Origin of the sequence: Qipengyuania soli (genome assembly GCF_015529805.1) — a bacterium.
Classification (GTDB): Bacteria; Pseudomonadota; Alphaproteobacteria; order Sphingomonadales; family Sphingomonadaceae; genus Qipengyuania; species Qipengyuania soli.
Genome location: NZ_CP064654.1, coordinates 2205711 through 2222245 on the forward strand (window position 1 = coordinate 2205711; position 16535 = coordinate 2222245).

Annotated in this window: 16 protein-coding genes; 7 read left to right on the top strand and 9 right to left on the bottom strand. The window is 63.9% G+C overall.

Going from position 1 to position 16535, the window contains the following annotated elements; all coding sequences use genetic code 11:
• Positions 1–2: 2 nt before the first annotated feature.
• The 9 genes from IRL76_RS11000 to dsrE2 form a co-directional block, all read right to left on the bottom strand.
• Entirely contained in the window at positions 3–641 is a 639-nt protein-coding gene (locus IRL76_RS11000; protein ID WP_200981383.1) for a peroxiredoxin, read from the bottom strand.
• A gap of 138 nt (positions 642–779) precedes the next feature.
• On the bottom strand, positions 780–1373 hold the full coding sequence (gene mobA / locus IRL76_RS11005) for a molybdenum cofactor guanylyltransferase (protein ID WP_200981384.1): 594 nt from the start codon (positions 1371–1373) through the stop codon (positions 780–782).
• Positions 1374–1384: 11 nt separating this feature from the next.
• Positions 1385–2491, bottom strand: coding sequence for an Mrp/NBP35 family ATP-binding protein (locus IRL76_RS11010; protein WP_200981385.1), 1107 nt, complete (start codon positions 2489–2491; stop codon positions 1385–1387).
• 1 nt (position 2492) lies between these two features.
• Positions 2493–3449: a dimethyl sulfoxide reductase anchor subunit family protein gene (locus tag IRL76_RS11015; protein ID WP_200981386.1), complete on the bottom strand. Its 957-nt coding sequence runs from the start codon at positions 3447–3449 to the stop codon at positions 2493–2495.
• Between the two features lies 1 nt (position 3450).
• Complete coding sequence (locus IRL76_RS11020) at positions 3451–4197, bottom strand: 4Fe-4S dicluster domain-containing protein (protein WP_200981387.1); 747 nt, start codon at positions 4195–4197, stop codon at positions 3451–3453.
• Positions 4194–7163 carry a molybdopterin oxidoreductase family protein gene (locus IRL76_RS11025; protein ID WP_200981388.1) on the bottom strand — a complete coding sequence of 990 codons (2970 nt, stop codon included), beginning with the start codon at positions 7161–7163 and terminating at the stop codon, positions 4194–4196. The genes IRL76_RS11020 and IRL76_RS11025 overlap by 4 nt, the downstream gene beginning before the upstream one ends.
• Positions 7164–7335: 172 nt before the next feature.
• On the bottom strand, positions 7336–8628 hold the full coding sequence (locus tag IRL76_RS11030; protein ID WP_200981389.1) for an OmpP1/FadL family transporter: 1293 nt from the start codon (positions 8626–8628) through the stop codon (positions 7336–7338).
• 80 nt (positions 8629–8708) lie between these two features.
• On the bottom strand, positions 8709–8936 hold the full coding sequence (locus IRL76_RS11035) for a sulfurtransferase TusA family protein (protein ID WP_200981390.1): 228 nt from the start codon (positions 8934–8936) through the stop codon (positions 8709–8711).
• Positions 8937–8951: 15 nt separating this feature from the next.
• A complete protein-coding gene (gene dsrE2 / locus IRL76_RS11040; protein ID WP_246449709.1) occupies positions 8952–9461 on the bottom strand; it encodes a sulfur carrier protein DsrE2 in 510 nt (169 codons plus the stop codon).
• Positions 9462–9640: 179 nt separating this feature from the next.
• On the opposite strand from dsrE2, the gene IRL76_RS11045 reads away from it, so the two are divergent.
• The 7 genes from IRL76_RS11045 to IRL76_RS11075 all read left to right on the top strand — a co-directional run bounded on the left by IRL76_RS11045 (position 9641) and on the right by IRL76_RS11075 (position 16176).
• Positions 9641–10738 carry an arginase family protein gene (locus tag IRL76_RS11045; RefSeq protein WP_281388110.1) on the top strand — a complete coding sequence of 366 codons (1098 nt, stop codon included), beginning with the start codon at positions 9641–9643 and terminating at the stop codon, positions 10736–10738.
• Positions 10739–10822: 84 nt separating this feature from the next.
• Positions 10823–11851 (top strand): radical SAM protein, encoded by a 1029-nt coding sequence (locus IRL76_RS11050; protein WP_200981392.1) that lies wholly within the window; start codon positions 10823–10825, stop codon positions 11849–11851.
• A 25-nt stretch (positions 11852–11876) separates the two neighbouring features.
• Positions 11877–13169: a radical SAM protein gene (locus tag IRL76_RS11055; protein WP_200981393.1), complete on the top strand. Its 1293-nt coding sequence runs from the start codon at positions 11877–11879 to the stop codon at positions 13167–13169.
• Entirely contained in the window at positions 13169–14230 is a 1062-nt protein-coding gene (locus IRL76_RS11060; RefSeq protein ID WP_200981394.1) for a lipoate--protein ligase family protein, read from the top strand. The genes IRL76_RS11055 and IRL76_RS11060 overlap by 1 nt, the downstream gene beginning before the upstream one ends.
• Positions 14227–14925 (top strand): type 1 glutamine amidotransferase family protein, encoded by a 699-nt coding sequence (locus IRL76_RS11065; protein WP_200981395.1) that lies wholly within the window; start codon positions 14227–14229, stop codon positions 14923–14925. Before IRL76_RS11060 ends, IRL76_RS11065 begins: the two co-directional genes overlap by 4 nt.
• 95 nt (positions 14926–15020) lie before the next feature.
• On the top strand, positions 15021–15401 hold the full coding sequence (locus tag IRL76_RS11070; protein ID WP_200981396.1) for a DsrE family protein: 381 nt from the start codon (positions 15021–15023) through the stop codon (positions 15399–15401).
• A gap of 10 nt (positions 15402–15411) precedes the next feature.
• Positions 15412–16176, top strand: coding sequence for a 4Fe-4S dicluster domain-containing protein (locus IRL76_RS11075; protein ID WP_200981397.1), 765 nt, complete (start codon positions 15412–15414; stop codon positions 16174–16176).
• The last annotated feature ends 359 nt before the right edge of the window (positions 16177–16535 follow it).

The following is a 16535-nucleotide window of genomic DNA, read 5'->3' on the forward strand; positions in this document are numbered from 1 at the left end:
ACCTACTCCCGGTCCTGCGTCTTGTTGAAGAACCAGCCCGACGCGTCTTTCGGTTTCAACACATCGCTCACCGTCTCGCGCGGGGTCACCAGCAGCTCGTCCCCAGGCTGCCAATCGGCAGGGGCGAGCACGTCCCCGCCATCGACACGCTGGAGCGCAATGAGAAGCCGGAGCATCTCGGGCACGGAACGTCCGACCGTCGGCGGATAGCAGGTTGTCGCGCGAAGGACGCCCTTGGGATCGATGAAGAAGGTCGATCGTACCGTCCCGGCGTCGAGCGCATCGGCGGAGATCATGCCGTATGCGCCGGCAATCTCCATCGTGGGGTCCTCGATGATCGGGAAATCGACTTCGAGCCCGGTCATATCGCGGATCATGCGTACCCAGGCGAGGTGCGAATAGAGACTGTCGATCGACAGCCCGATCAAGGCGCAGTCCCTTTCCCTGAACTGGGCGGACGCGCGCGCAATGGCGATGAATTCGCTCGTACAGACAGGCGTAAAGTCGGCCGGGTGGGAGAACAGGATTACCCATTTCCCCCGATAGGTCGAAAGGTCGATCGGTCCCTGGGTGCTGCGCGCAGCGAAGAGAGGGACGGTTTCGCCGATGCGCAGCGGATGTTCGGTTATCGGGTCAATCACAAGCTCTCCACGTGTCCCGCATGGTCGCCGGCGACGCCATGCGAATAAGGCGTTCCATATACACGATTAGCGATATTGTGGAAATGATTGCGAAGCTGGAGCGGCATTTTTCAGCCCGTCGCTCGAAACGGAATTCGTTCAGGATTGGTCGAACATTTTTCCCGCGATAGCAAGGTCTTCCGCAGAATTGATGTTGAAGAACGGATCGATTTCGTCGCCGGTCGGCCATTCAACCCGAACGCAGCCCACAGTTTCGGCAAGTCGCATGAGAGAGTGGTTCTTGCCAGCTTTCACCGACTCAACGCCCGCTTGCGCTTCCGCCACCTGCCACAAGGAGCACGTCGGATGGTCGCGCCCGTTGCTGTGCGCCAATGCGCAGGCCGCACTGGCGTCAGTGTCCAGCCTCTCGCGGAGCCGGTCGCAAAGGTCATGCGGCAGAAATGGAGCATCAACGGGGATCACGAGAAGAGTCTCGGCCCCCGACTGCGCAGCGCCAAGGAGTCCTGCCGCGAGACCCGCCAGCGGGCCTCCCATTCCCCCGGCATCCTCGACAAATACCGCGTCGTCGTGATCACCGCCGTCATGCCGCGTACCGGCCACGATTGTCCGTCCGTCACTCCAGCGCCGCGCCATGCGCAACGCGTGATCGAGCAATGTCTGGCCAGCGAGCTTGCGCAGCGGCTTGCCGCCCCCGATGCGGCGGCCATCGCCTCCTGCGAGGACCAGAACCATCGGTCCTCGGCTCATTGGTCGGCCGGTGCTACAGCGAGGTCGATCATGATCCTGTCGGCCATAGCCAGATAGGCTTGTGCGATGGCGCTATCCGGGGCCGCAATCACGATCGGGAGCCCTTGCTCGCCCTGGCGCATGATCGCCGGGTCCAGCGGGACCTGACCGAGGATGGCGATGCCCTTTTCCTTCGCGGCGGCAATCGCCCCGCCGTGGCCGAAGATATCATGCGTGCTGCCGCAATCGGGGCAGGTGAACTGGCTCATGTTCTCGACCATGCCGAGCACGCGAATGCCGATCTGGTCGAACATATCATAGGCCTTGCGGGCATCGATCAGGGCGATGTCCTGCGGCGTCGAGACCAGCACCGCGCCGTCGACAGGGACGGTCTGGACAAGGCTGAGTTGCGCATCGCCCGTCCCCGGCGGCAGGTCGACCACGAGCACGTCGACACCGCCGTCCTCGTCCCACGCCACACCGCCGAGCAATTGCTGGATCGCGCCGATGACCATCGGCCCGCGCCAGATCGTCGCGCGATCCTCGGGCACAAGGTGGCCCATCGAAATTGCCTTGATGCCATGGCTGACCACCGGCCTGATACGGTCATCCGGAGTGAAGTCGGGCCTCCCGCCAGCACCGAGCATCTTCGGAATGCTGGGTCCGTAGATGTCCGCATCGAGGACCGCGACCTTGAGCCCGCGCTGTTTCAGCGCCAACGCCAGATTGACCGATGTGGTCGACTTGCCGACCCCGCCCTTGCCGCTCGCGACGGCGACGATCTTCCTGACACCATTGAGGGGTTGTGGCGCCGGCGGTTTGGGCGGCGGCACGGCCCCGCGCGGCATCGATGGCTCTCGCGCAGGTTCGGCACGGTGCGCAGTCAGCGCAATACGCACCGACTTCACGCCGGAGAGCTTGGCGACGGCGCCTTCGCACTCCTTGCCGACAGCCTCCATCGCGTCGAGCGTCCGGGGATCGATGGCAAGGATGACAGTGACATCGCCGTCCTTGATCGCCACGCTTTCGACGATCCCGGAGGAGACCACGTCCCCGCCTGTGACCGGGTTCATGATCGTGCCCAGCGCATCGCGCACACGCTTCTCGGTCAGCGGTCGCAGCATGTCAGACAGCCTGCTCGCCATAGAACAGCGTCACGACATGCTTGGCTTCCGCGAAGAACAGCCAGCGCTCGGCGGTCAGGCCGATCTGGCAAGTAACGGCGGCCAGCAGGGCCAGAAGGATCGCCAGCGGACCATCGGGAAAGACGATGCCCGTTGCAACGCACAGGATCGGAACGACGAAGCCGAGCACTAGCGCGATGCGGCGCAGCTTGTCGGCGTGCTTGCGCGCGACGCGAAAACCCATTTCGCGCAGCAGGTAGTTCTCGGCATCGTGCGGGCTGGCGGTCATCTCGACCTTGCCGAGATGGCCGAGGCCGGTGGCCGTACCCGAAGTGCTGACGGGTCCGGCGCTGCCGATGTGCTGCCAGTAGAGCAGCTTGACTGCGAGCCCGGCGAACAGGGCTGCCAAGGCGATCACCCGCATCGCCTCCGCAGCTTCGGCAAATCCGAACAGCTTGAGCAGGAGCGCAAGGATCACCGCGCCGGTCGTGGGGCCGAGGACGAGGTAGGCGGCGATCGTCCAGCCGTTGTGCCAAGCGGGGATGGTCCGCAGCGAGGCGTAGATCATCGAGGTGCAACAGACCGTCGCGAGGCTCATCAGCGCGCCGAGCAGGCCCAGCACCATCGAGGTCGAGGCAGGAGTTAGACCGAAGACCCAGGTCAGCGCGAACAGGCCCATCGGTACGAAGGCGAGGATCGCCGCCACGCCTTCCCTCGACAGCCAGCTGGAACGCCATTGCGAGAGCGCCCGCCATGCCCGCTCGGGATGGCCGAGATGGAAGGTCGAGGACAGCAGGCCCGCGGTGATGAGGCCGAGCGCGAGACCGAAGGCGACCAGCCCGAAGACGAGGTCGCCCGGCAACAGGCCCAGCGCGGCCAGCACGGCCAGCCAGACCATCATGCCGTAACCCGCGCCGCTCGCGGTGGTGAAGAAGATGACGGATTTGGCGGGGTGCATCCTATGAAAGTATCCTGTCGACCCAGCGCGCGATCAGGCCGGCGCCATCGGTGCTATCGTCCTTGTGATCGAGCATTCGCGGCGCTTTCTCGTCGTCGCCGCGCTGGCGTGGGCGGGGTGGCAAATACTTGTTGACCGGCTTCGTCGCCTGCTCCGGCATGAGGTCATAGCCGCCGCGCGCAGCGACCAGTTTCGAGACTTCGCTCTCCGGATCGCCGAGGTCGCCGAAGCTGCGTGCGCCTGCGGGGCAGGTCGAGACGCAGGCCGGGACGCGGCTCTCGGCGGGCAGGTTCTCGTTGTAGATCTTGTCGACGCAGAGCGTGCATTTCTTCATCACGCCTTCGTGCTCGTCGTATTCGCGCGCGCCATATGGACAAGCCCAGCTGCACAGCTTGCAGCCGATGCAGATATCCTCGTTGACCAGCACGATGCCGTCCTCGGTACGCTTGTAGCTGGCGCCGGTCGGGCAGACGGTGACGCAGGGCGCGTCCTCGCAATGAAGGCAGCTGCGCGGGAAATGGACGGTTTGCCCGCGCCCTGCATCGTCGGTCGTTTCGTAGGTATGGATGCGGTTGAACCATACGCCGTCGGGCTTCTTGCCGTAGGGATCGTAGTCGGTCAGCGGCGCGCTCTTCGCGCCCGCATTCCACTCCTTGCAGTTCACCGCGCAGGCATGGCAGCCGACACAGATGTCGAGGTCGATGACGAGGCCGAGCTTCTTCGCGGTGCTGTCGGGAAGCGAGGTCATGAATCCTCCCTCACGCGGTTGCCGCGACCGTCACGGATGCCCGAAATCCACGAATGATTGGCCTGCCGCTGGCCGATGAAGTCCCTGAGCGGTTCCTTCCCGCCGGTGTCCTCGCCCTGCAGGTCCTTGCCGTATTCGAGTGGCCCTTGTGGTCCCTCCATGCGCTTCGCCAGAGGCTCGAACATCGGCCAGGTTTCGTCCGCCTCTTCCGCGCTGCATTTCTTCAGCCGCACGCGCAGGTCGTACCATGCCGCCTGCCCCGTGACCGGGTCGGAGTTCGAATATTCCTTGCCGCCTTTTTCCGGCAGCAGTTTTTCGGTGATGATGTGGTTCAAGAGGAAGCCCTTGGTGAATTCGGGACTGTCCTTGTCGAGGCCCCAGGCCCCCTTGCGCTTGCCGATCGCATTCCAGGTCCACACCACCGAGGGGTTCACGCCGGTGACGAGCCGCACCTGCGCCTTCACCCGCCCGCGCCCGTTCTCGATCCACACCCAGTCGTCGTCGGCAAGGTCGTGCCTGGAGGCGAGATCGCGATGCATGTGGAGCTTGTTGGCATTGGTGATCTGCCGTAGCCAGGCGTTCTGGCTGCCCCAGCTGTGGTACATGTGCATGGGCCGCTGCGAGAGTGCGTGGACCGGGAATTCCTCGCCGCCCTCGTCGCGTTCGAGGAAGGGCTGGTACCAGATCGGTAGCGGGTCGAAGTAGGTCTCGATCCTTGTCCGATGCTCGTCCGGCGGCTGCACCTTCCCATGCCCCTGCGCGGCGAGGCGGAATTTCTGCAGGTCCTCGTTGTAGAGCTGGAATGTGATCGGGTCGGCATGGCCGATCCATTTCATCTTCGTGGCGTAGTCGAGATATTCGCGATTGGCGTATTTCATGAACTGCGCCGAGAGCGGCAGTTCCTCGTGCCAGAAGCAGCCGTGCTCGATGTAGCGTTCGAGCTGGTTCGGATTGACCGCACCCACACCCGACTTCGATCCATCCTCGCCGCGCCAGCCCGATAGCGGGCCGACACCGGGCGAACGCTCGTGATTGACGATGTAATCCTCGTATCCGCCGAGGAATTTGGGCGAGCCGTCGGGATTGGTCATGCCCGGCAAGCCGAGCCGCGCGCCGAGGTCGAGCAGCACGGTCTGGAACGGCCGCACGTCGCGGTCGAGCGGCAGCACCGGCTGGCGGATCGCGTCGCCCCCGCCGTGCGCCGAGGAGATCGGCCGGTCGAGCATCGAAATGCAATCCCAGCGCTCGAGATAGGTCGTGTCGGGCAGGATCAGGTCGCAATAGGGCACCGTCTCCGACCAGAAGGCATCGGAATAGATGATCTTCGGGATGACGTATTCGCCGCTCTCGTCCTTCTTGGTGAAGTACCCCAGCGTCTCGGGGATGTTCATCGAGCTGTTCCAGGCCATGTTGGCCATGAACATGAACAGCACGTCGATGCCGTAGGGGTCCTTGGTCGCCGCATTGTGCAGCACCATGTGCATCAGGCCATGGAGCGCGAGCGGGTGCTCCCAGCTATAGGCCTTGTCGATCCGCAACGGGTCGCCGTGCTGGTCGACGATCAGGTCCTCGGGCGAGCGCGGGAAGCCGAGCGGCGGGCCGTCGAGCGGGACGCCTGCCTCTGCCTTGGGCCATGCCGCCTTGACCCCGGGCGGGATCGGCTTGGGGAAAGGCGCCTTATAGCGCCAGCCACCGGGGCAATCGACCGAGCCCAGCAGCGCCTGGAGAATGTGGATCGCGCGGCAGGTATGGAAGCCGTTCGAATGCGCCGAAATACCGCGCATGGCGTGGAACGAGACCGGACGCCCGACGAAGTTCTTGTGGCGGCGGCCCCAGGCATCGACCCATGGCTCGTCGATCACGATTTCCTTCTCGAACGCAGTCTCGGCCAGCTCGGCGGCGATGCGGCGGGTGGTCGCCGCAGGCACGCCAGTCGTCTCTGCCACGGCCTCGGGCGAGAATTCGTCCGCGAGGTAACGCTCGGCGAGGATCTGGAACGAGGGCACGACCTTGCGGCCATTGACGGTCCGTTCCCCTGCAAAGGCGGGCTTGATGTGGACCGCATTCGCGTGGATCGCCTTGCCCTGCTCGAGGCACCAGGCAAGCGGCCCGCCATCCTCGTGGCGCAGGAACAGTCCGTCGTCCGCCGCGCCGGGCTCGCGAATGACGAGCCACGGCGCGTTGGAATAGCGGGCGAGGCTGGCGAAATCGATCTTCTCGGCGCGCAGCAGCTCGTGGATCAGGGCGAAGACGAAGAGCCCGTCGGTGCCCGGACGGATGCCGACCCATTCGTCGGCGATCGCGGAATAGCCGGTGCGCACCGGATTGACCGAGACAAACTTGGTCCCCGGCCGGGTCTTGAGATTGCCCAGCCCGAGCTTGATCGGGTTGCTGTCATGGTCGTCGGCGACGCCGAACATCATGTGATAGAGCGTGCGCTCGTAATCGGGCTCGCCGAATTCCCAGAACGCGCCGCCCAGGGTGTAGAGCCCACCGGCTGCCATGTTGACCGAGCAGAACCCGCCGTGCGCGGCGAAATTGTGGGTGCCGAACTGCGTCGCCCACCAGCCGGTCAGCGATTGCGACTGGTCGCGCCCGGTGAAGAAGGCGAGTTTGGCCGGGTCCTTGCGCCGCACTTCCCCGAGCCATTCGGTCGCCAGCCCCAGCGCCTCGTCCCACTCGATTTCCCTGAACTCGCCCGAACCTCGCTCGCCCACGCGCAACAGCGGCTTGGTCAGCTTGGCAGGCGAATACTGGTGCATGATCCCGGCGCTGCCCTTGGCGCAGAGCACGCCCTTGTTGACCGGGTGATCGGGGTTGCCCTCGATATAGCGGATCGCACCGTTCTTGAGGTGGACCTTGATGCCGCAGCGGCAGGCGCACATGTAGCATGTGCTCGTTTTCACCTCGTCCGACACTTCGGGCGACAGGCCGACCTCTTCCCGGACGGTCTCGAACGGATTCACGAACTGACTCTCCCTCCGCAACGCGGTCCCGGACGGGCGTTACGCGTCCCCGCCACACATGTCATGTGGCGCATGCCCTGCTGTATGTCTACCGTTGGACTTTTGGTTCCTGCGCGGTCCGGGCGAAGCCTTGGCTTCGGGGCGGGCCGCGACCTGGCAAAAGCTATCGACCTCAGAGCTTGAATTTGAGGCCCACCGTCAATTCGAGCTGGTTCATCTCGATCTTGATGTCTCGCCCGGGATTGGGTCCGAGCGGGGTGATCTCGATCCCGTTCACGCTTTCGTTGGGCGCGTACATCACCGCGAATTCGAGATCGGTGCTCGAACCGAGGCCGAAGCTGGCGCCAGCGGTGAAGTGGTTCTGGACCACGCCCGGAGCGAGCACGTTGACCGTTACGTCGCCGCCGGAGATCGGCTGCGAATTGTGCGAATAGCCGACACGGAAAGCGGTCCGGTCGTCGGGTCGGTATTCGGCACCGATCTTCCAGGCGTCGACATCGTCCCAGCCGAAGCCGGGCCCGCCGTCCGAACCGAACGGTTGCTGCACCGTCATCGGATTATGCACCGCAGGAACGTCGGAATAGTTGATCCGGCGATAGTCGGCCATCAGCGTCAGCTGCGGCGTCGCATCGACTGCCACGCCAACCTGCCAGCTGGACGGGATATCGAAGCTGCCCTGACCTTCGAACAGTCCGGCATATTCGTCGAACCTGCTCATGTTGAACTTGGTCTGGTACGCGCCGCCGACGCGGAAGCCGGGGGCGGGTTCGACCTCGATGCCGATACGCCCGCCGAAACCGGTGGAGTAGGACTGGCCGTTGTCGGACAGTTTCGCCGGATCCTGCGACACGCCGCCAAACGCCATGATGCCACGGCCGCGGAAACGCTGGAGCGCGAAGATCGGCGAGACACCGACCTTCACCGCGCCGAAATCGTGCGCATAGGCGGCAGCGAAGAACATCTGGATGAGGTTCACACCCGACTTGCCGCCGCAGAACACGCCGTTCGTCGCCGGAAACGGGGGTGATGCGCAAGCCGGATTGGCAACCGCGCTATAGTTGGTGTTGAGGCCGCCATTGCCGCTCAGCGAAAAGCCCAGCGTCCCCGCGTCGCCGACCTTGTAGGCCATGGCGAAGTTCGGGATGGGGAAGATGTCCACATTGCTGTCGGTCTTGCCGTCGGGGAGGAATCCCGGCCCGCCGGTGACCACGAAATCGCGGTTCGGGTTGAACAGTGAAATGGCGACGTCGATCTCGCTATGCTCGAGACCGGCAATACCTGCAGGATTGAGGTTGATTGCCGTCGCATCGCGGGAGTCCGCTACGCCGGCACCGGCAACCCCCTTGCTACGCGCGCCCACGCCGTTGGAGAAATAGCCTTCGGTCGCGTGAGCCGAGGTGGCTCCGAGTGCCAGTGCGAGAAGCGCAGCGCAGCTCTTCGCTTGCGCCGAAATGGACATCCTCATCGTGTTCTCCCCGAATTACGTATGTTATTCCGTATTTTACCTCGTCATTTATTCTTGCTGGCCGGCGTCCCGCTTGCGCGTCACACAACCCGTTCGATGATGAAGCGATAGACGCCGCCGTCCTCGCCGCTTTCGAGCAGCTTGTTGCCGGTCGTGCGCGAGAAGGCCTCGAAGTCCTTCACCGACCCCGGGTCGGTGGCGAGGATCTCGAGCGTCTGTCCGTTGCCGAGTTCCTTCAGCGCCTTCTTGGCCTTGAGGATGGGGAGCGGGCAATTGAGACCCTTCGCGTCGAGCGTTGCGTCGGCCATGAATAATTCTCCGGATTACATGTACAGATTGATGTCGGACTGGAGCGCGGATTCCATCCAGGTCGCCGCGCCGCCGATCTCGATATCATCGATCATATCTTCCTTCTTCATTTCGAAGAGGTCGAGGGTCATCTGGCAAGCGATCATGCGAACGTCGGACAGGACGGCGGCCTCGCGCAGTTCCTCGATCGAGGCGACACCCTTCTTCTTGATCATGTTCTTCATCATGGCGGTGGCGCCGCTGGTAACGCCCGGCAGCATGCCGACCATGTTGGGCATCCCCATGTGCATGCCCATCATCGGCATTTCCATGGCTGGGTTGCCCAGCGGCGAGACCTTGAGGTCGAGCTTCTTGTTGAGCAGGCCGAGACCATAGAAGGTGAAGAACATCGTCACCTCGACGTCCATTGCCGCAGCCGTCGTGCCGAGGATGAACGGAGGATAGGCCCAGTCGAGCGTGCCCTTCGTGCAGATGATCGTCATCTTCTTGGTGTTGTTGAGGTCGATACCACCTTCGGCCATCATCTCTCTCCGATCCGGCGCCCCCAAGGCGCCTGCCATTAGCTATTGCTACATTAGCAAATGCGAAACTATAGCAAGGATCGAGGCTTGTCCATAGAACGCCTCGCGAGGGGAGAGTACGACTGCAAGCGACGGCTGATCACGTCCGAAAGCCAGCCTTTCCGCGGCTCGCGCGACCCGCGGTGTTCATCGGCGGGGAAGTCTACACCCGTCCATCCTTCGGTTCGAACCACCCGCTATCCTTTACAAGACAGGGCGCCGTCGTCGCAATGTGCGACTCGCTGGAATGGCTCGAGGCGGATGCTTGCCGCGAGGCCCCGCAAGCTGCGCCCGAGGTTCTGAGACGCCTGCACGATGCCGCCTACATCGGCGCCCTCAAGTCGGCGAGCGAACTGGGCCGGGTCTCGCCCGAACAGCGCGAGCGCTATCGTTTCGGGACAATGGAGAACCCGCTCTTCCCTGGCCTGTTCGAACGAGCGGCCTCGACAGTCGGCGGATCGATCCTCGCCGCGCAATTGGCGCTGGAGGGCAAGGTCGCCTTCCATCCTGCCGGCGGCACGCATCACGGCAAGCGCGATCGCGCGAGCGGCTTCTGCTATTTCAACGACCCCGCCTTCGCGGTCCTGACGTTCCTCGATGCCGGACTCGAGCGAGTGCTCTACGTCGACGTCGATGCCCATCATGGCGATGGGGTCTTCGAGGCCTTCGCAGGCGACGATCGTGTCGCCTGCGTTTCGATCCACGAGAATGACCGCTGGCCGAACACCGGCTCGGCTGGCGAGCAGGATCCGCGCACGCTCAACGTGTCCGTGCCCTGGGGCGTCACCGACGACGAGTACAATGTCGTCATGGAGCAGCTGGTGCTGCCCTTCGCCACGCGCTTTTCCCCGCAAGCGCTTGTCGTCACATGCGGTGCTGACGCACTGCATGGCGACCCGCTGTCGAAGATGGAACTGAGCAACGGCGCCCTTTGGCGCGCGGTCCTCCAGCTCGTCGAGGCTGTACCTGCGAGCGTCGTCGTCGGCGGAGGCGGCTACAATCCCTGGACCACGGTGCGCTGCTGGGCCGGGCTGTGGGGCCTGCTTTCGGGGCGCGAGTTCCCGTCGGAGTTGCCACAACACGCGCGGACTCTGCTCGAAGGATTCGACTCGGACCTTGTCGACGAGGACGAGATGGAACCCTTCTGGCGCGATTCACTCGCCGACCCGCCGATGCCCGGCGGGACGCGACCGGAGGTCGTGGAACTGTGCAAGGAAATCGCGGGAGTCCACGGGCTGTGAACCGTGCAATGGCAGCCCTATACATTAGCTTTATCTAATGTATAACGAGGCAGAGTTCGTAAGGAGAGACGGGCTTTGGACTGGATGGAAAGACTGGAAGCGATCGAGCCGCTCGAGGATGCGGAGTTCGATCCCTCGCTCGTTTACGCGATGGAGGCCAATGCCGCCAAAGCGCTGTCCCGGCCGATCCGCTTCTCCACTCCGACCTTCAAGGAATACCAGAGCGACGAGCTCAAGGGCTGCGGCAAGAACAGCTTCCCCGCCTTCTCGATCACGGCGGGCGGCTGTGCGCTCAACTGCGACCATTGCCAGAAGAAGATCCTCGAGCCGATGATCCCCGCGACCAGTCCCGAGATGCTGGAACAGAAGGTCCGCGACCTCATCATGCTCCAGAACCTGCAAGGCTTCCTGCTGTCGGGCGGGTCCAACCGGCGCAACGAGATCCGCTACGAACGCTACCTACCGGTGGTCGAGAAGCTGAAGAACGAATTCCCGCACCTGCGGGTCGCCATCCACACCGCCCTGCTCGACGAAACGCTGGCCAAGAGCATGGAAAGCGCGGGCGTCGATACCGCGATGATGGACGTCATCGGGGCGCAGGAAACCATCAACCAGGTCTACAAGCTCGACCGCCCGGTCGAGGATTTCGAGGCCACGCTTGCCGCGCTGTGCGCGACCTCGATGGAGGTCACGCCGCATATCGTTGTCGGCCTGCACTATGGCCAGATTCTCGGCGAGGCGAACGCGCTCGATATCATTGCACGGCACGATGTCGGCTCGCTGGTGCTGGTGGTGATCATGCCGTTCTACGCCAAGCCGGGCACCTTCACGACGCCTTCAACTTCGGACGTCGGGCGCATCTTCATGGAAGCGCGGCGGCGCCTGCCCGACAAGCCGGTGCTGCTTGGCTGTGCCCGCCCGCCGGGCATGCACAAGCGTGTGACCGATGCCTATGCGGTCATGGCCGGCCTCGACGGCATCGCCTTCCCCGCCGACGGCGCGGTCGCGGTTTCGCAGGCGATCGGGCGCAGCTTCGAACAGGAACATGCCTGCTGCTCCATCAAGCTGGGGCAGGCCGGCGAAAAGGCGATCCGCGTCGCCTGCGCCGCATGAGAGAGAAAACGGGAGAGTATCGCCGATGAGTTGCCTGAAGAACGAAAGCGAGCGCACTTCGATTACGGGCACGGGCGGCGCGGACTTCAATGCCGCGGTCGCCATGCAGCCGCGCGTCCCCGATTTCATCGCGCCCGAATTCCGCAACGGCGGCCGGGTCAAGAGCAGCGCGGTCCCGCCGACCGGCGTCTATCGCCCGAACAACAATATCCAGACGCCCAACATGACCTCGCCCGAATATGTGCAGATCAGCACGGCGGCGGCGATGACGCTGGGGCTGATGCCCGGCTCGATGCACGGCTGTTCGTGCACCCGCTGCCTCAACCTGCTGCTGACCTATCCCGAGGGGTGCCGCGCCAATTGCGCCTATTGCGGCCTTGCCCGCCACCGCGAGGCCGACCGCGACTATGCCGACCGCAACTTCATCCGCGTCGACTGGCCTGCGGTGCCGATGGCGCAGATCGCCGAGATCGTCGGCCGTGACGGGGCCAAGAGCCCGTTTCACCGCATGTGCATCTCGATGATCACCCACCCCAAGTCGGACGAGGACACCTTTGCCGTCCTCAAGACCTGGACCGACCACGTCTCTCCCGACGACATCCCGGTTTCGATCCTCTCGAACCCCACGACCATGCAGCGCGCGGACGTCAAGAAGCTGCACGAGATGGGGTCGGACATCTTCACTGTCGCGCTCGATGCGGCGACGCCGGAAATCTTCGACCGCGTGCGCGGCAAGGGCGTGCAGAGCCCGCACAACTGGGCGAAGTACTGGGAAATCCTCGAGGATGCGCGCGACATCTTCGGGCCGAAGAAGTTCGGCGCGCACATCATCGTCGGCATGGGCGAAACCGAGAGCGAAATCCTGCATCTCGTCCAGAAGCTCGTCGACATGGGCGGTCACAGCCACATGTTCTGCTTCTTCCCCGAGAAGGGCAGCCTGATGGACCACCTGCCGGCGACCCCGCGCGACCAGTGGCGGCGGGTACAGCTTGCCCGCTACATGATCGACTATTGCGGCGTGCGCGTGGAGCAGATGAAGTTCGACGAGCATGGCCGCGTGGTCGACTTCGGCCTGCCTTCTGCCGAGGTCGACATGATCATCGACACCGGCATCGCCTTCCGCACCAGCGGTTGCCCGGGCAAGTTCGCCGAGGACATTTCCGCCTGCGACCGCCCCTATGGCGACAGCCCCGTCTCCGACATCGCCAGCTACCCCTTCCAGCCGGAAGGTGCGCACATGAAGAAGATCCGCACCCAGCTGGGCCGGGTCCGTCCGGGCGAGGAATACGAGCCCGGCGAAGAATTCGAGGAACTGTGATGGGCGCGAAGTTCAGGGTCGTCGACACCGGGGTTCGCACGGGCCGCGAGAACATCGCTCTCGACAAGGCGCTGATCGAGGCGCGGCTGGCAGGCGACATCGGCGACACGATCCGCTTCATCCAGTTCGAACCCTGCGCGCTGGTCGGCCGTCACCAGGACCTGGCGCAGGAGCTCAACCTCGACGCGTGCGCCGCGCGCGGCGTGCAGACCGTTCGCAGGATGACCGGCGGCGGGGCGATCTTCATGGACGGCGGCCAGCTCGGCTGGGCGCTGGTTTGCGACAAGCGCGTGTTCGGGCAGGTCACCCTCCCCGATGTCACGAGGCTCATCTGCGAAGGCATTGCCGCAGGGCTGTCGAAGCTCGGTGTCGATGCCCGCTTCCGTCCGCGCAACGATATCGAGATCGAGGGACGCAAGGTTTCCGGCACCGGTGGCTTCTTCGACGGCAATATCCTCATCTTCCAGGGCACGGTCATCCTCGACCTCGACCCGGCTGCGATGATGGCGGTGCTGAACGTCCCGCAAGCGAAGCTGGAAAAGCGTCAGCTGGCCGATGCCGGCGCGCGCGTGACCTCGCTCAAGGCGGAATTGGGCGAGATGCCTTCGCTCAACAGGGTGAAGATGCTGCTCATCGAGGGGCTCGAGGAAACGCTCGGCATCGAGACTTTTGCCGAGGAACTGACCGAGGGCGAACAGACCCGCGCCAACATCGCCTATGCCGAGGAAATCGGGACGCAGGAGTTCGTCGAGGAAATCTGCAACCCTGCGCGCGAGAAGGACGTGCTCACCGGCCAGAATCCCGCGCGCAACCTGACCGCCTATGTGCGGGTCGACGGCAACCAGGACAGCCGCATCCGCGAGGTCCTGTTCGTCGGCGACGTCTTCGTCACCCCGCCCCGCGCCCTGCTCGACCTGGAATCGCACCTCCGCGGAACGCAGCTCGAAGATGTCGAGCGCAAGACCGCGGAATTCTTCGAGGGTTCGGGCATCTCCATGCTCGGGCTGGAACCGCGCGACTTCGCTGCCGCGGTGATGGACGCAGCCTGCCAGCCAGCGTGAAGCAGCTAACCGTCATCCAGCATACTTCGGCCGATTACCTCGGCCTGATCGAGGACCACCTCGAAGGGCGGCAGATCCGCTTCCATTACCATCGCCCATTCACCGAGGCGGGGAAGGTCCCGCAATTCGCGCAGGTCGGTGACGGGCTGATCCTGCTCGGCGGGGGTCCTTGGGGAAGCGCGGGGGTGCGCGACGTACCAACGCTAGCCGAAGAAGTCGCGCTTGCGCGGGCCTGCTACATGAGCGGCGTGCCGATGATCGGCATCGGCCTGGGCGCGCAGATCGTGGCGCTGGCCTGCGATGGATCGGTCGAGGAAGCGCCGCTGACTTTCACTGCGGAGGAGGCCGTCCGAGTCGCGGATGACGCATTGGCGGGGTTCATGCCCGAACGCTGGCTCAACCCTGTCTACATGCGCGACCGCCCGGTGCCGCCGTCCTTTGCGCAGACCTTGGCAATCGATCCGGAGGGGCGCCCTTCAGCCTTCCAGGTCGGCACGAACATTTTCGGCTTCACGGGCCACCCCGGCTTCAAGCGCGCCATGGCCGAAGACCTCATCATGGAGTTCGAGGAAGTCCCCGAAAAGCCCGGCGCGGCGCTCGATGCCCTGGGCATGCGCAAGAACGACATCGCCGACGCGCTGGTCCCGATGATGACGGGAATCGTGCAGCTGACCGGCTGGATGGATGCGGGTTGAAAAGAAGCGGGTCCCTGCCCTTGCTTAATTAGTATATTCTAATATGATTGAGTCGCACGACCCCGGAATACGGGGCGGCAATGCGGAGAGAGAACATGGCCGACAAGCTCGTCATCATCATGGCGAACACCGATCCCGCCAACGGCGAGGAACTGGGTGCCCCCATCTTCCAGGCCACCGTGGCCGCGGCCATGGAATACGAGGTCGAGGTCATCTGCACCGCCACCTCGGGCAAGCTGATGAAGAAGGGCGTCGCCGAAAAGCTGGTCGTGAAGCCCGGTTCGCCGAAGACGGTCTACGACTTCATCAAGGATGCGCACGACGCGGGGGTGAAGTTCATGTGCTGCTCCCCCAACCTCGACCTGTTCGACATGACCAAGGACGATCTTATCCCCGAGTGCTCCGACATCGTCGGGGGCGCCTACCTGATCGAACAGATCATGGAGGAAGACGACACCAAGGTGCTGACCTACTGAGGACGGGACGATGGGCGCGATAGACACCTCCACCCGTGTCGAGAAATACATCGGCGACCCCGTAGAGGGAACGCAGGAAGTTCCCCGCGCCAAGCTCGAGAAGATCTTCAACGACATCCAGTCGGACCTGCGCTTCGACCACGAGCTCAACGGCTGCCTCAATTGCGGCATCTGCACCGCAACCTGCCCCGCCGCGCACTATTACGACTTCAGCCCGCGCGAGATCGTCCAGCTGCTGTGGACCGAGAATCTCGAGGGGATCTACGACGCGATGCAGGAGAAGATCTGGTCGTGCGCCCAGTGCTACACCTGTGCGGCGCGCTGCCCCTTCGGCAATTCGCCCGGAGGCCTGGTGATGCTGATGCGCGAGGCGGCGATCAAGCACGGCATGGAAAGCGCCAAGAGCGTGCTGCGTCCCTTCAGCCGCGTCATGCTCAAGCTGATCTCGACCGGCAACCAGCTGTCGCCCGACATGATCAACCCCGACCATTTCGGTGACTGGGGTCCGAACATCTCGAAGATCGATGCGCCGCTGCAGGTGCTGCGCCGGGCCATCCCTATGCCCACGCTCAACACCATCAAGACTGCGTGGGAGACCAATCTCAAGACCTCGGTCGAACTCTACACGATCTGGGAGGAGAGCGGCGTTCTCGACCAGCTGGAGACCATCGACGAGAACCTTTTCGACGTGATCGAGGACATCATGGACGAGAAGCGGGACGAGTGGGACGAGTTCCTCGAGGACATGGAAGACGACGATGACGACGATGATTGAGGACAGGGCCCATGTCTGACCCGACACCTACCGACGGCGAACGCTTCACCGGCCACGGCGCCGAATGGCGCGACAGCAACCTGTCCGCCGCCGACGCCGCGCAGGCGACTAGCTGGGTCGAACAGAAGATCGACAAGCGCTCGATGCTCACCAACAAGGACCGCGTCCACGACATCCGTGACGCCATGTGGGAGCTGGAGAAAGACGGCCAGATCAAGGTCCACCGCGTCGAAGACCAGCACGCCCCGCGCATCGCCAAGACGCTTTACGGCTGGGAAAAGAAGATCCCGACCCGCCAGCTGTGGCACCACAAGAGCTGCGGCCAGTGCGGCAACATCCCGGGCTATCCCACGGCGCTG